At 63.0% G+C, this 15,902-nt stretch carries 8 protein-coding genes and 2 pseudogenes; 8 read left to right on the forward strand and 2 right to left on the reverse strand.

Features of this window, described 5'->3' with window-relative positions:
• The first annotated feature begins 8 nt into the window (after positions 1-8).
• Positions 9-395, forward strand: a complete 387-nt coding sequence (locus tag NVV57_04620; protein ID MCR6712007.1) for a rhodanese-like domain-containing protein — start codon at positions 9-11, stop codon at positions 393-395.
• A 165-nt stretch (positions 396-560) separates the two neighbouring features.
• On the opposite strand, the gene NVV57_04625 is transcribed toward NVV57_04620, so the two are convergent.
• The gene (locus tag NVV57_04625; protein ID MCR6712008.1) at positions 561-1,118 is read right to left on the reverse strand and encodes an Ig-like domain-containing protein; all 558 of its coding nucleotides are present in this window, start codon (positions 1,116-1,118) and stop codon (positions 561-563) included.
• Between the two features lie 3 nt (positions 1,119-1,121).
• Positions 1,122-5,969, reverse strand: a pseudogene (locus tag NVV57_04630) (glycoside hydrolase family 3 C-terminal domain-containing protein).
• Positions 5,970-6,769: 800 nt separating this feature from the next.
• On the opposite strand from NVV57_04630, the gene NVV57_04635 reads away from it, so the two are divergent.
• The 7 genes and pseudogenes from NVV57_04635 to metZ all read left to right on the forward strand — a co-directional run bounded on the left by NVV57_04635 (position 6,770) and on the right by metZ (position 15,823).
• Positions 6,770-7,780 carry a LacI family transcriptional regulator gene (locus NVV57_04635; protein ID MCR6712009.1) on the forward strand — a complete coding sequence of 337 codons (1,011 nt, stop codon included), beginning with the start codon at positions 6,770-6,772 and terminating at the stop codon, positions 7,778-7,780.
• Between the two features lie 152 nt (positions 7,781-7,932).
• On the forward strand, positions 7,933-8,958 hold the full coding sequence (locus NVV57_04640; GenBank protein ID MCR6712010.1) for a LacI family transcriptional regulator: 1,026 nt from the start codon (positions 7,933-7,935) through the stop codon (positions 8,956-8,958).
• A 112-nt stretch (positions 8,959-9,070) separates the two neighbouring features.
• Positions 9,071-10,393 carry an extracellular solute-binding protein gene (locus tag NVV57_04645; GenBank protein MCR6712011.1) on the forward strand — a complete coding sequence of 441 codons (1,323 nt, stop codon included), beginning with the start codon at positions 9,071-9,073 and terminating at the stop codon, positions 10,391-10,393.
• Positions 10,394-10,451: 58 nt separating this feature from the next.
• Positions 10,452-11,420 (forward strand): sugar ABC transporter permease, encoded by a 969-nt coding sequence (locus tag NVV57_04650; protein MCR6712012.1) that lies wholly within the window; start codon positions 10,452-10,454, stop codon positions 11,418-11,420.
• Positions 11,417-12,313 carry a carbohydrate ABC transporter permease gene (locus NVV57_04655; protein ID MCR6712013.1) on the forward strand — a complete coding sequence of 299 codons (897 nt, stop codon included), beginning with the start codon at positions 11,417-11,419 and terminating at the stop codon, positions 12,311-12,313. The genes NVV57_04650 and NVV57_04655 overlap by 4 nt, the downstream gene beginning before the upstream one ends.
• Positions 12,313-14,576 (forward strand): annotated as a pseudogene (gene yicI, locus NVV57_04660) (alpha-xylosidase). Before NVV57_04655 ends, yicI begins: the two are co-directional and overlap by 1 nt.
• A gap of 41 nt (positions 14,577-14,617) precedes the next feature.
• Entirely contained in the window at positions 14,618-15,823 is a 1,206-nt protein-coding gene (gene metZ, locus NVV57_04665; protein MCR6712014.1) for an O-succinylhomoserine sulfhydrylase, read from the forward strand.
• The last annotated feature ends 79 nt before the right edge of the window (positions 15,824-15,902 follow it).

Genomic DNA, 15,902 nt, shown 5'->3' on the forward strand with positions numbered 1-15,902 from the left:
CTCGCTCCATGAACGAGTACGCGGGTGACATCACCACAACCGACGCATGGCAGATGGTCAAGGACGGCGCAGTGCTGGTGGACGTGCGCACCGTCGGCGAGTGGGAGCAGATCGGCGTGCCAGACACCTCCCAACTTGGCGTGGAGACCCACTTCATCGAGTGGGTGCATGCCGGCGGCATCCCCAACCCCGCCTTCATCGAGCAGCTCAAGGCGACCGGCGTCGAGCCGGGCACCCCGATCGTGTTCCTGTGCCGCTCCGGCCAGCGCAGCATCGGAGCTTCCATGGCCGCAACCGCCGCCGGCTACGGCCCCGCGTACAACATCCTCAGCGGCTTTGAGGGACCAGCCGACGGGTGGGTTGCGGCGGGTTTGCCTTCCACCTCGCTCCGGTAGGTCGTACGAAAGGTCTTGACGCGGAGCACAGCCATGCCGAGTAAAGGCTGAGGCTCTCCTGGCGGTGAGCGCAGGAGAGCCTCAGCGGTGAGCGGCACCTTGACGGAAATATGCCGCCCCGGAACCCTGCCGGTGCGAAGGGGGGAATCGCACCGGCAGGGAGCCTTAGGAAACGGTGATCGTGTACTTCACCGTCTTGCCCTTGGCCTTGACCGAGATCTGCGTGGTACCCGTGCCCTTGGCAACGAGACGACCCGCAGCGTCAACGGTCACGACCTTTGGGTTGGCCGAGCTGTACGTGACACTGACGTTGGTGACCGTGCTTGGCTGATACGTGCCGGTGATGTACGAAACAGCTCCCAGCTTCATCGTGCGAGGTACGGATGCGGTCAGCTTGGTCATCTTGGTCTTGGAGGCCTTGGAGACCACCGAGATCTTGATGCTTACCGTCAACTTCTTGCCATTGGAAGCGGCCGACTTGGAGGTCACCGTAATCGTTGCGGATCCCGCCTTCTTCGCAGTCACGAGGCCATCGCTCGAAACCACTGCGACCTTTGTGTTCGAAGACTTCCACGTGACCTTGCCGGAATACGAAGCCGGAAGGACGTCGCGGAAGTACAGACCGTCATAGAGACGGATGTGTGAGCCCTTGACGATGCGCAGTTGGGTCTGGTTGAGCTTGAGCTTGATGGGGCTCTTGTCCAGCACTGCTAGGTTCACCACCGCCTCTGAGAGGCTCGCTGCGGCAGCGTCGACCGCGGCCTGACTTGCCGTGGAGGACTGCAAGACGGAGCTCGCATTCGTCAACTGTGTCTGCAACGCCTGCCACGAGGGAGTCGTGTAGGTGTGGTCGACGTTTTTGAGCGTCCTGATGGTGTCGTAAAGGGTCTGCAATGCGACCTTGTTGACCTCAGGGGCCTTGACAGTGAGCCCGTCAATGGCGGCCTGCAAGTCACTGACAGCCACATCGAGCTGCGCCTGAGTGCGGTCGGCAACCGCCGCCGACTCCAGCTTCGCCGAAGCGAGAGCCGCGTCAAACGCCGCTACCGAGTCGGTGGTGAAGCCACCCAGCTTGCCCGAAAGCGCGTCGCCAGCGGCGATGAGCACGTCGAGCGACTGCGTGTTTCCGCGCAGTTGAAGCTGAGCGAGCACCTCGTTGAGTGCAACAACCGCAGCGTCGACTTCGGCCTGGGTTGCGGTTGCGGAATCGAGAACTGCTTCCGCAGCCGCGATTGCCTCGTCCACTCCAGCCGCTGCCCACGAGCTCGTCGTGTAGTCGTCGGCGTTCAGCGCGTTGGCGGCGTTGATCGCGTCGGCGAGCGCCGACGACTCAACAGACGAGACCGTGAACCAATTGAGTCCAAGGTCAAGCCAACCGGCCACCGCGCCGTAGGTGCTGGAGATGTCGGTGTCAGGAACCGCGGGAGAGACGTCGAACACGAAGTACACGTCGTTGACGCCCTCTGGTGCCGTAATCGGGAAAGTGATGTCCTTCCACGAGTACACCGGGTTCTGGTAGTCGCTGGCCGACGTGATGTCCATGTCGCCCTGTAGTTCGACTTCACCGATCTTCGTTCCGGTGACGGGGTCGCCAGCCATGACAGTCACCGTCGCAGGCTCCGAGGAGGCCTTCTGGTAACGGAGCGTCATGGAGGACGGCTTGTCGCCGAAGTCGACGTTGCGGTAGACCGCCCAGTCGCCGTTGCGGATGCGGTCAAGCTGCATGCCGACGTCATCTCCGCTGACATTGTCAGCACGGAGGTTGGCCGTCACAGCCGGAGCCACGTTGCCGCTACCGTCAAAAAGCTCTGCCTGGTAGCGACCCGCAGACAGGTCACGAACGTCCTGCCCTTGGATGGCGATCTTGGACGTCCAGGTCAGACCGTTCTGCGTAGTCGCGGTGACGTACACGTCACCGTTGCCCTCGCCAGTTGCCGTCAACGTCGCGTTGTACGCAATGTTGTTAGCTCCCGAGGTCTGACCCTCGATGAACCCAGCCCCCTGCACCGCGATGGTGGCGAGGTTGGTGGGGTTGCCGTCCTTGTCTGCAACCGTGAAGGTCACAGGACGCGCCGACGTGGGTGCGGGGTAAGTGACCGCACTGAGCTTGACGCTTCCCTGGTACTGGTAGATCGAACCAAAGTTGCCGAACTGGTTCGGTCCCCACGAGATGTCCGCAGGACGCGAATCGTATCCGGAGCGGATCACGACGGCCTCTGGGTTCGTTCCGGCCGCAACGGTCTGGTTCTTCAGCACGACATCGGCGGAAGCAAACGCAGTGCCACCAGAGGTGGTGAACGTCGCCGTCACCCGCACCGTGCCATCCGCCGTGCCCGTGGCCGTCAACAGGCCTTGGTTGGTGATGGTGGCGAGCGTGGTGGCGTCTCCATTCGTGTCCGTGACCGACCAAGCGACGGCTCCGGTGACGACCGCAGGAGCCTTGATGGAGGACTCCATGACCAAGCTCCCGGCCTTCTGCTGGATCACAGCAGGGACCTTCACGTGGTACCGCGACAGCGACGTTGCGATGTTCGAGTTGTACGTGTTCACCGTGATGCCGATGTCACTCGCCTGAGCCGCAACCTTCGCGGTGCCGAGCTGGAACCAGGAGAACGCGACACCAGCCGACGGCGACACGAGGTAGATGTCCGCCGTCCCCGAAGGAACACCGGTCAGGTCACCCGCGACGTTGACGAAGGTTTGCTGGTGCAGGGTCGACGGGATCGTGATCTCGCCGATCTTGACGCCGCCGGCTGCGGCGCTCTCTCCGTTCGCCCATACCTCGACGGTCGCCGGGGTTGCATTCGAGTTCGATGCGCGCATCGAGATCTCGGTGGGGTGGCTGGACAGGTTTGCCTGTGCGTACTTGATCCACGCGCCGGCCTTGCGGACACTCACACCGTACGTGTTGTCCTCCATGACGGAGATCGGAATGACATCCGCCTGCGTGCCGTTGGCCGTCACGTCAGTGAACGAGTAGTCGTCGTAGTTGAACGCACGAGTCACGACGCCTAGGTTGCGCGCGGCGAGACCGGTTCCGGTCACGGTCAGCTTCGCCGTGGCGAGCTGGTCACCATCCGCGGACGAGGTCCCGGCGGTGATCGTGTAGGTACCGGGCTCGACCACGAACTTGCTCGTGGCGACGTCCCAGATGGCGAGGTCGGACAGACGGACAGGAATCGTCACGTCTGCGGACTGCGTCATACCGCCCGAGCTTCCGCCAATGTTGACCTTCTTGAAGCCAACAAGCGTCTTGATCGGGTGCTCAACGCGAGAACTCGCCTTGCCGTCGAAGCTGGCGTACACCTGAACGACCTCGTCGCTCGACACGGTGCCTGTGTTCTTCACCGACAGCTTGACGTTGACGGTGGTTCCGTCGATCGACGAATTCGCCACGCTCGTGGGAGCGAGCGACATGTTGTCGTAGTCAAAGTCGGAGTAGGACAGACCGTAGCCGAAGGGGTAGAGAACGTCGCCCTGGTGGTACTGGTAGGTGCGCTGACCCTCGATGACGTCGTAGTCAGAGATGGTCGGAAGGCTCTCGAGGCCGTCGTACCAGGTCTGGGTGAGTCGTCCGGAAGGCGCGTAGTCGCCAAACAGGACGTCGGCAACGGCGTCGCCGAGCTCCTGGCCCGCGTGGCTCGTGTACACGATGCCCTTCACGTTGGGGTTGGCCTTCAGGTCGGAGATGTCGAAGGTGTAGCTTCCGACGATCACGACCACCGTGTTGGGGTTCACCGCGGAGACCGCGTTGATGAGGGCCTGCTGCTGCGCCGGGAGCATGATGCCGTCTCCCGTGGTCTGACGGTCGTACGTCTCGCGCGAGGTCAGGTGAGGCTCGTCGCCGACGGCAACGACTGCCACGTCAGCTCCCGTCGCCTTGGAAACGGCGTCTGCGATTCCGTCCTTGACGGTTACGAGCTGGAACTGACGGTTCGCACTCGTGCCGGAGCCGTTGTGCTGAACGTTGTACGGCGCCGCCGAGTTCACGTAGACCGCGGCCGCGGCCGTCGTAGCCACAGGCGAGGTGTTCTTTGAGAACCGCATCGAGAAGGTGGAGCCGGACTTCGCGACAATGCCGAAGTTCTGGTAGGTGTACCACTCCTGTGAGGCGCGGTTAGGCGACTGGAATCCCGGTGGGTTCGCGTTCGCGACCAGACTGTTGCTCGGGCCAGTAGCAGAGACATACTTGTCCGTCGCTACGGAGCGCATGAGCAGATTGTTGTAGCCGTAGTCGTAGATCTGGAACTGCGCCTTCGGATCGCTGGTGTCGGTACCGGTACCGGTTAGCGGATCAGCCGCCGTCGCTCCGACGGTGAGGAACTTGTCGGCTGGAGTGCCAGTGCCATTCACGACCTGCACAGCGACCGTGTCGATGCCGCGCGTGAACGAGAAGGAGCCGTTGCCCGCCTCGACCTTGCTCTTCATTTCGTCGTCGATGAGTGTCACATAAGGGAACGTGCCGGAGTAGAAGTCCGTGGAGGACTCATCGCCGAGCGGTCCAGAGAGAGCAACATCGGCCGACTTCGACAGCGGCAGAATCCCGCCCTGGTTCTTGAGGAGAACCACCTGCTCACGCGCCGTTTGCAATGCCACCGCGCGGTGCTCCGGGGTGTCGAGTGCGTTGAGCTTGTTGAGCGTCTTGTAGGGGTTACTCGCGTCAGGATCGAGATCGCCGGCTTCGAGGCGAACGAGCAAGACACCATAGATTGACTTGTCGATGTCGGTCTCGGTGATCATTCCTCGGCCGAGGGCCTCGTAGATCCAGCTTCGAGAGGTTGGCGTGTCGGTGTCGCTGACCGTAAGGCCCGTGACTCCGTTCTTGATCGAGTCGGCCATTGCGGCTGCCTGGCCGACGCGGCTGTTCGGGTAGTACGCGTTGGATCCGCTGAGGTTTGCTGGGGATCCCGCATCGGTGACGCCGAAGAACGCACCCTCGGTGCCACCCTGGACCCAGTCTCCGTACATCTCGTCAGAGACCTCCGGCGAGACCATCGTCGGCTTGCCATTGAGCAAGTTGTAGCCGGTCATCATGCTGTTGACGGCGCCCGCCTGGATTGGGTCCTTGAATACCTTGAAGTAGTACTCCTCGAGCGCGCGCTTCCCCGTGTTGGCCGAGTATGCAGTCCGCGAGGCCTCTTGACCGTACGCGGCGAAATGCTTGAGCGTCGGGATCGACTGGAGATAGCCGTCCTCGTTGCCCTGCATTCCCTCGCCCATTGCGGTGGCCATCTTGCTGATGAGCAACGGGTCTTCACCCATCGACTCGGACACGCGTCCTGTGCGCGGGTCACGCGCAATGTCGACAACAGGGCCCCAGATGTCCACGCCGTTAAAGCGTGCGTCGACACTGTTGTAGGCGCGTGCCTCTTCACCGATGACGTCGCCAATCTGCTCCGCAAGATCCGGGTTCCATGTCATGCCGATGCCGCTCGCCTGCGGGAAGACAGTGGCGTACCCGAGCCACGACAGACCGTGCAGGCCCTCTGTTCCAGTTCGGAATTGAGGCACACCCAAGCGAGTGACTGCCGCGCTGAACTGGTGAAGCAGGCCAACCTTCTCGTCAAGCGTCATCCTCGAGATAAGGTCGCGCACGCGCGCATCGTCGGAGAGCGACGTGTCCTGGAAGGGATAGTTGGCCGTGGTCGTGTCGTTCGCCTCGGCAAACACCAAGCTTGGGTTTTGTCCAGCGGAACCGGGCGCAGCCGCGCTCGGTGCCGCTACCACGCCTATTCCCAGCAGCGCGATCAGCGCTGCCGAAACGCCTCGTGGTGTTACGCGCCTCCATCGAGGATGCGCGTTCGAACTCGGAAAAGACATCTTTGTCCTCCTGCATAGATATTCAGTAGTGACTTCTGCAACCCATGTGGCGGGTGCCTGACTCCAGCGTCGGCTGCATCGTGCTTTACACACTCTGTTGCACTTAGCGGACCCCTTCGTCGAAGCGCTTGCGTGGTGATCGTATGGGCCCCTTTCCATCGCTGTCAACGGCAAAATGCTTGCGCGTCTCGCAAGCTCCGTTCGCACAGAGGAGCAACATGGCTGGAATTTGTGCTCATGTGACGTTCGGATCGCAACGTTTCGTGACGCCCGCGCGGCCAGTGTCCGAACCGAACACGAGGCCACTTCGGCCAAGAGGCACATCGCAGAAGAGCACACAATCAGCATCTCGGCCCATTCCAATCGAAGCGCTTCGAGTATGGTGGTGCGATGGCGAGGCGAGCGGAATACACTTTCGTCCGCAGCCCTGTGCGGGCGCGCTGCCGACGCGGGGGACCGATGCCCACCCGCGCCCGTTCGTCGGGCAACGGCAACGTGCCGTTGCCCTCGGCACCACATTGTGTTTTCGATTGCGACGCGAGGCAGGGAGGACTGTGGCGACAATAAACGACGTCGCCCGCGCGGCAGGCGTCTCCACCAGCACTGTGTCCTATGTCTTGAGCGGGCGACGACCGATTTCGCCTGAGACACGTGCCCGCGTCGAGGCGAGCATCCTTGAACTTGGATACCGCCCGAATGCGGGCGCCAGAGCTCTCGCCTCTCGCAGGTCTCAAGTCATTGCACTCGTCGCGCCACTGCGCGCGGACAACGGTGTTCCGGTGATCATGCGGTTCGTCGCCGGCATCGCCACCACTGCGCGCTCTTATGACCACGACGTGCTCCTCGTCACACAGGACGAGGGCGCTGCTGGGCTTGCCCGTGTAAGTGAGGGTGCGATGGTCGACGCCCTAATCGTGATGGACGTCGAGGCTAACGACAAGCGAGTCCCCGTGCTGCGAAAACTCGACAGGCCGTCAGTGCTCATTGGGCTTCCTGAAACCCCATCCGGCCTCACGTGCGTCGATCTGGATTTCGCAGGCGCCGGGTACGAGGCGGTTGCACATCTCGCGCAGCACGGGCACAGGAAGATCGCCCTGATCGGCCCGCCCGCGGCGGTCTACGAACGCGGCACCAGCTTTGCCACGCGAGTCTTGAGCGGCTTCGAGAGCGCAGTCGAACAGTTCGATCTCACGGCGACGACGACCGCATGCGAACTTACATTCGATGGCGCATCGGCCGCACTCAAGAGGGTGCTCGAGGAAGTTCCTGACCTCACTGCTTTGGTCGTGCACAACGAGGCGACCTTGGGTCCGCTCCTCGGGCTCCTCCGCGCGACTGGAAAGTCGGTGCCCGGCGACATTTCGATCATCGCGATATGTCCCGATGACGTCGCGCTCGACCTGCCAGAGCCGGTCACCTCGATCGACATCCCCGGCGAGCAGATCGGCGCGCTCGCAGTCGACATGGTCATGGGCATACTCGGCGGTCGTCCACGCGCCGAAACCCGCCTCCTGGCGCCGCACATCACCGAGCGCGGAAGCTGTGCTTCGCCCGCCTCCGCCTAGTCTCCGGCGCCGCCGCGCGTGTCACGCCGCGCACGCTCTGGTCACAATTCGGTAACTGCCATTGCAGGACCTCGTCTTCGCTCCTATGGTGGCACCAGCGCATCGAAGCGCTTCGAAGAAATTCGGAAAGCAGAGCGACGAAGAGGTCGACCATGGCAACGATTGACGATGTGGCGAAGGCCGCAGGCGTGTCGATCAGCACGGTCTCCTATGCCCTCAGCGGAAAGCGCTCCATCACGTCAGCCACTCGCCAGCGGGTTCTCGACGCCGTGGTCACCCTTGGCTATCAGCCCACCGCAAGCGCCCGGATGCTCGCGGCCAACCGCTCACACATCCTCGCGGTCACCGCGCCATTGCATCGGGACACCGAGCAAACGGCTCACATGACCTTCGCGCTCGAGGTCACCAAGTCCGCGCGGTCCCATGGCTTCGACACGCTGCTGCTGGTCGACGACGACGCCGTCGCAGGTATGCGCCGCACCGCAGCGACGTCCCTCGCTGACGGCATGATCATCCTCGACGTCGATGCCCAGGACGAGCGCGCAGAGCTTGCGCGCTCGCTCGGGCATCCAGCTGTGTTCATCGGCATCCCTGCTCGCACAGAGGGCCTCACATGCGTAGACATGGACTTTGAAGCCGCCGCTCGGCTCGCTCTTGGTCGCCTCGTGGAACTCGGCCACCGCTCGATTGCCCTGATTTCGCACGAGTTGGGGGTGCTCGAACGTGGCTCCAACTTCCCCTTGCGATTTCTCGACGGCTTCACGGCCCACGCCGAGGAACTCGGCATTGACTACGTCGTGACGCATCCCACGAGCAACAGGGCGCTTGAGCCGGTGGCCGATGTGATTGAGCGACTTCCAGACGTAACCGCCATCGTGCTGAATACGTCGGCCGACGTGACGTCGACCCTGGTGCATGCGCTCGCTCAACATGGGCGTCGGGTTCCGCACGACGTGTCGGTGATCGCTGCGGGCGGAACTCTGCCCACGGGTCGGCTCGCAGTGCCGCTCGACGAAATTCCGATTGATCCGCAGGCGTCGTGCTGGACTGCCGTCGGGCTCCTTGTCGGAGCGGTAGAAGCTGGCGCAACGACGCCGCGCACGGTCCTCATTGAACCCAAGTACCACGAACACGGCTCCGTGGCGCCCCCTTTGACTTCTTCCCATAGGGCTTCTTGATGCGACAAAGCAGCTTGGAGTTCGATCGCACGCACAACATCGAAGCGCTTCGATATGACGCTCTTCCGTGTTGCTGTACCCACGGCCGCCAGGCCACTACAAGGAGGTAGCAATGAAGTACCGCAAGACAGCGCTCGTGGCGGCAGTGGCCGTTGGCGCAATCGCGCTCTCGGCGTGCTCGTCGAGCGACGGAGCATCGCCAAGCAGCACAGGAGGAGGCGACACCACCGACTGGAGCGGCCACACCCTCAACGTCATGCACTACGAGGGTGCCGATTCGGCAATGGGTATCGCATGGAACAAGGCCATCGAGATCTTCGAGCAGCAGACCGGCGCAAAGGTGAACCTCGAGTCCACGTCGTTCGAGGACCTTAACGCCACCGCAGGACAGCTCTTCGACTCGAGCGACGCACCCGATGTCTCCGAGTACAACAAGGGCAACGGCACCGCGGGGCAACTCGCGGCGACAGGCGTGATCCAGAACCTCGACGACGCCTACGCGAAGTACGGCTGGGCCGACAAGCTCGGTGCAGGAATCGACACCATCGCCAAGTACGACGAGAACGGAGTCATGGGCTCCGGTTCCTTCTACGGCGTCCCAAACTACGGCGAGTTCGTGTTCCTGTACTTCAACCAGGACATGTTCGACCAGTACGGGATTTCCGTGCCCACGAACGAGGCCGAGCTCGAGTCGGCGATGCAGACCTTTGTCGACAACGGCGTCACGCCGCTCACGACGTCGGCGCAGGAGTACCCGATGGGCCAGTTGTGGTACCAGCTCGCGCTGTCCCAGGCAGACCGCCAGTGGGTGAACGACTACCAGCTCTACGAGAACCCGGTCGACTGGCAGGGTCCTGAGATCAGCTATGCGACGCAGACACTCAACGACTGGGTTGGGAAGGGCTACATCAGCAAGGACGTCTCTGGCATGACGGCCGAGGACGCAGGCCTTCAGTTCATCAACGGCGAGGTCCCGATGTTCTACTCGGGCTCGTGGTGGTACGGCCGCATGCTGTCCGATGTGACGAGCTTCAAGCTCGGCATCGCCAACTGGCCGGGCACCACTCTCACGCCGGGTTCTGGCGGCAACATCTGGGTGGTTCCAGTGCAGTCGAAGGAGCCTGAACTCGCTCAGATCTTCATCGACATTACGATGAGCCCCGAGGTTCAGGCACTGCTCGGCGAGTCCGGTGGCCTTCCTGTCGCGGCCAACACGGCGGACATCAAGGATGAGAACGCTCAGAAGCTCATCACGCTGTTCAACGAGGTCAACGACCGCGACGGCCTGTCGTTCTACCCCGACTGGCCAACCCCCACGTTCTACGGCGACCTCAACGGCGTCATGCAGGGTCTCGTGAACGGCACGTTCACTCCTGACCAGGCGCAGAGCGAACTCCAGAACTACTACGAGAGCTACGTCTCGACGGTCTCGTAGGCGAGTCCAAGGGCGGGGGTCCCGGTGCTCCGGGACCCCCGCTAAGGGGCACCACACCATGACTATTGCAACCGAGAAGACGCGCCGCACGCGTCACGACGAGCCCGCTCGCATCCCTCAGCGCGGCTCCAACAAGGCCGGATACTGGCTGTACCTCATCCCAGGCTTCATCCTGCTCGCCGTGGTGATCATCTACCCGGTGATCCGGAACATCCGACTGAGCTTCTACCACTGGCGCGGAGGCCGCGCAGAGGAACACTTCGCTGGGCTCGAGAATTGGCGCGCACTGCTGCACGATGAAGAGTTCATCAGGTCCTTCACCAACATCATCTTGGTGATCGTCGCGATGGTGTTCGTCCCAACGCTCGCAGGCCTCATCATCGCTGCGGTCCTCTTTGACGTCGTCGGCAGGCGATTTGGGGCGCGTCTCGCCAGCTTCCTGCGAGCGACCTTCTACTTGCCACAGATTCTCCCCATCGCGGTCGCTGGCGTGATGTTCGCGTGGATCCTCAAACCAAACTCGCAAGGCGTGCTGAACCAGTTCCTCAGCAACGTGACGGGCTCCACTGTGGAGGTCAACTGGCTTGGCGGGCAGTACAGCACCGCGATGGCGTCGGTGATGGTGCTCATGATCTGGATCCAGCTGGGCTACCCAGTGGTGATCTTCATGGCCGCACTGCAGCGAGTCGACCCGCAGCTCTACGAGGCTGCGGAACTCGATGGCGCCAACTGGTACGAGCGTTTCCGCGCTATCACCCTTCCGATGATTCAACCCGAGGTCTTCGTGGTCGCACTCACCACAACTATTGCGGCGCTGAAGGTGTTTGCGCCGGTGTTCATTTTGACCGCGGGCGGACCGTCCAAGTCAACCTACGTTCCCTCGTATTACGCATATATCCAGTTCATTAAGGGGATAGACAAGGGCTACGCGGCCACCATCGCCTCTGCGGTGACGATCGTCGTCGTCTTAGTGGCCTTCGTCTTCGTTCGCGTGCAGACGCGGCTCGAGCGGAAGGAGGAGTCATGACCACCGCGACCACGGCGTCGGACATACCCCCGCGAAAGGCGGCCGATCCCCTCTCCCGAAACAAGCGACGACCGCGCACGCCGATCGAGTGGGTGCTGCTTGTGCTGGCTATCCTCGCGGCACTCGCGGTCGTGTTTCCCATGCTCCTGCTGCTTATCAACGCGTTCAAGTCACCGCAGGACTACGCGAACTCGAGTCCCATCGACCTTCCCAAGTCACTAGACATAACGGGACTCAAGGACTTTTGGAGCCGCTACAACTTCCCGCACGCATTGTGGAACTCCGTCTTCATATCCGGAATGGTCGCCGTCATCGCCGTCGTCGTCTCGGTACTGAACTCGTTCGCGATCGGGATAGGGCGCGTGCGCGGTCGCACATGGATCGTGCTGCTCTTCCTCATGGCGAATCTCGTGCCACAGGAGATGCTCTTCGACCCGCTGTTCAAGCTGTACGACAAGATGGGGCTGCTCTCCACGCCGTGGTCGGTGATCCTCACTTTCGTGGTGATCCAGTCGGCATTCGGCACCTACCTGCTGTCCTCGCTGCTCGGCACGTTCCCCAAGGAGATCCTTGAGGCAGCGGCCGTGGATGGGGCGCATCGTCGCCGCATCCTGCGATCGGTCGTTGTCCCCATCATCAGGCCCACACTTTCCGTCCTCATGGTGTTCTTCTTCATTTGGACCTGGAACGAGTTCCTGTTGCCACTCGCCTTCCTCAACACGAGTGACTCCTTGACGGTTCCGCTCGTACTCGAACAGTTGAATGGGGAGCGGCAGACTGACACCACAACGCTCGTCGCTGGCACGCTCATCAGCATCATTCCCACCATCATCTTCTTCCTCATCTTCCAGCGAACGCTGACGAGGGGTATCACGGCAGGAGCAGTGAAGTAATGAAGTTCACCGACGGGTTCTGGCACTTGCGTCCAGGCGTCAGCGCGATCTATGCGCAAGAGGCCTACACCGTGGAGGCCGACGGAGATGCCCTGGTGATAGCCGCTCCATCTCGCGTCATCGAGAAGCGCGGAAATGTCCTCAATCTTCCGGTGCTCACCGTCACATTGAGTTCACCGGCGCAGGGCGTGGTGAAGGTCCGTATGGAGCACCACACGGGCGGCCGACGCTCACCCGGCTTCGCGCTAAGCGAGGAGACCGGACACGGTCGGGTGACCGTGACGGAGACCGACGCGACACTCACCACGGGTTCCCTGCGCGCCATCGTGCGGCGAGGCGCGCCTTGGGAGCTGGCGTTCTTCTCCGGTGAGCGTCGGCTCACGGCGCTCGGACCGAAGTCGCTCGCGCACATGACTCTCGCGCCAGGCGCCCCTGTCGCCGCCGAGCCGGCCGGAATTTCAGGCGTTACGAGCACCGGACTAGCGGCAGCGTCTGGTTACTCTCTCGCTCAACTGGACCTCGGTGTGGGCGAGCTCATCTATGGGCTCGGTGAGCGCTTCGGCGCTTTCGTGAAGAACGGGCAAACCGTGGACATCTGGAACGCTGACGGCGGCACCAGCTCAGAGATGGCCTACAAGAACATCCCGTTCTTCGTGTCTTCGCACGGCTACGGCGTCCTCGTCAACCAGCCAGAGCACGTGTCCTTCGAGGTGGGCACGGAGGCAGTCGAACGGGTGCAGTTCTCGGTGCCAGGCGAGGCGCTTGAGTTCCTCGTCTTCGATGGACCGACGCCGGGCGATGTCATCGAGCGCTATACGGGGCTCACCGGCAGGCCGGCGCGTGTGCCGGCATGGTCGTACGGGCTGTGGCTATCCACGTCCTTCACCACCGAATACGACGAAGCGACTGTCAACGAGTTTGTCGATGGCATGCGCGACCATGACATCCCTCTCAGCGTGTTCCACTTCGACTGCTTTTGGATGGAGGAGTTCAAGTGGACTGACCTCACGTGGGACGCGCGCATCTTCCCCGACCCGAAGGGGATGCTGCACCGTTTTCACGAGGACAAGGGCTTGAAGGTCTGCGCGTGGATCAACCCCTACATCGCGCAGCGCTCAGCTCTGTTCCGCGAAGCGGCTGATGCCGGGTACCTTGTCAAGCGGCCTGATGGAAGCATCTGGCAGTGGGACTGGTGGGTGGCCGGCATGGCGCTCGTCGATTTCACCAATCCCTCGGCCACCTCGTGGTTCCAGGAGCACCTTCGTCGCCTCATCCGCGAAGGCGTTGACGCGCTCAAGACCGACTTTGGCGAGCGCATCCCCACCGACGTGGTGTGGCACGACGGCTCCGACCCTCAGGCCATGCACAACCTCTACACGCAGCTGTACAACCGCGCGGTATTCGAGGTGCTCAAGGAGGAGAAGGGTGAAGGCGAGGCCGTACTCTTCGCGCGCTCGGCCACGGCCGGCGGTCAGCAGTTCCCCGTGCACTGGGGAGGGGACAACACCTCTACTTTCGAGTCGATGGCGGAGACGCTCCGCGGGGGCTCTCGCTCGCGTCTTCCGGGTTTGGGTACTGGAGCCATGACATCGGCGGCTTCGAGGGAACTCCCGATCCGCTCGTGTTCAAGCGCTGGGCCGCCTTTGGGCTGCTCTCGTCGCATTCGCGCCTGCATGGCTCAACGTCGTACCGGGTGCCGTGGGCCTTCGACGACGAGGCCGTTGACATCACGCGCGACTTCGCCAAGCTCAAGAACTCGCTCATGCCTTATTTGTTCGCAGCTGGCGAGCACGCCGCGGCGACGGGAGTGTCCGTTGCCAGGCCGATGTACTTCGAGTTCCCAGACGATCCAGGGGTTGGGTACCTGGACAGGCAATACATGCTGGGTTCATCACTCCTGGTAGCACCCGTATTTTCGCCCGACGGGGTGGTCGCCTTCTACTTGCCATCTGGGCTGTGGACGGGCTTGCTTACCGGCGAGCGCGTGGAAGGCGGGCGCTGGATCCGGGAGACGCATGCGGCAGGGTCACTGCCGGTCTACGTGAGGCCAGGCACGGTGCTCCCACTCGGCACGCGAGAGGATCGGCCCGACTACGACTTCACGACCGAGCTGGAGCTCGTTGTCTACCCGGGAGGAGAAGGCTCTCGTTCGGTGACGGTCTTCTCCGCCTCTGGGGAACCAACAACCTTCTCGGTAACGATTGACGGGGACTCGGTAGCAGCGTCGGGTCCCAACGGCGAGGTCAGAGCGAGGTTGGCGTAGCGCCCAACCTAGCCCCAGCGTCGGGCCGGTAGCCTTTTCCCATGAACGAGCCGTTGCGCCCCGACACCATCGCCGTGCACGCCGGCCAGCACCGCACGCCGTTCGAGGAGATGGCCGAGCCGATCTTCCTCACGCAGGGATACGTGTACGGAACAGCGGCCGAGGCGGAGGCCGCGTTCAACGGCGAGTTGGACCGGTACCAGTACAGCCGCTACGGCAACCCCACCGTCTCGATGTTCGAGGCGCGGCTCGCGGCGATCGAGGGCGCGGAGGACTGTTTCGCCACCGCGACCGGCATGGCCGCGGTGTTCGTCTCGCTCGCGTGCGTGCTGAAGCAGGGTTCGCGGCTCGTGGCGTCGAAGGCGCTGTTCGGCTCGAGCCTCGTGGTGTTCAACGAGTACTTCGCCAACTGGGGCATCACGGTGGATTACGTCGACGGGCACGTGCCGGCCTCGTGGGAGGCCGCGCTCGCGACGCCGGCAGACGCGGTGTTCGTCGAGTCGCCGTCCAACCCGATGCAGGACCTTGTTGACATCGCGTTCGTTGCGGAGCTCTGTCGCAGCGCAGGGGCGCTGTTCATCGTGGACAACGTGTTCGCGACGCCGTTGGGCTCGCGGCCCTTGGAGCTTGGGGCCGACGCTGTTGTGTACTCCGCGACCAAGCACATCGACGGTCAGGGTCGGGTTCTTGGTGGCGCGGTGCTCGGGTCTGCGGAGTACGTAGAGAAGGTGCGAACCATGGTGCGGACCATGGGCGCGACGATGTCTCCCTTCACCGCGTGGGTGCTGGGGAAGTCGCTTGAGACGCTTGGCGTGCGCGTGCGCGCGCAGGCCGCGACGGCTCTTGCTCTGGCCGAGTGGCTCGACGGCGACCCGCGCGTTGCGGTGACGCGGCATCCGTTCTTGGCGTCTCATCCTCAGCACGAGCTGGCGAGGCGGCAGATGACGCTCGGCGGCACCTTGGTGACGATCGACATTGCGCTGCCTCACGGGGTGGATCCGCACGGCGACGAGGCCAAGGCCGCGACGTACCGGTTCCTGGATGCACTGCGCGTCTTTGCCATCGCGAACAACCTCGGCGACGCGAAGTCCATCGCGACGCACCCCGCGACCACGACCCACCGGCGCCTCGGGCCCGAGGGGCGCGCGGCGGTCGGGATGTGCTCCGCGACCGTGCGGCTGTCCATCGGGCTCGAGGATGTCGAGGACCTGCGGGCGGATATCGATCAGGCGCTCTCGGCGGTGTAACGCGACCAGTGCCCTCTTGCCGAGTTGCCCGACGCTGGGGTGACGTTGGCGCTTTCGTGGCCCCAGCGTCGGGCCGGCT

This window comes from Demequina sp. (assembly GCA_024707205.1).
GTDB lineage: Bacteria > Actinomycetota > Actinomycetes > Actinomycetales > Demequinaceae > Demequina.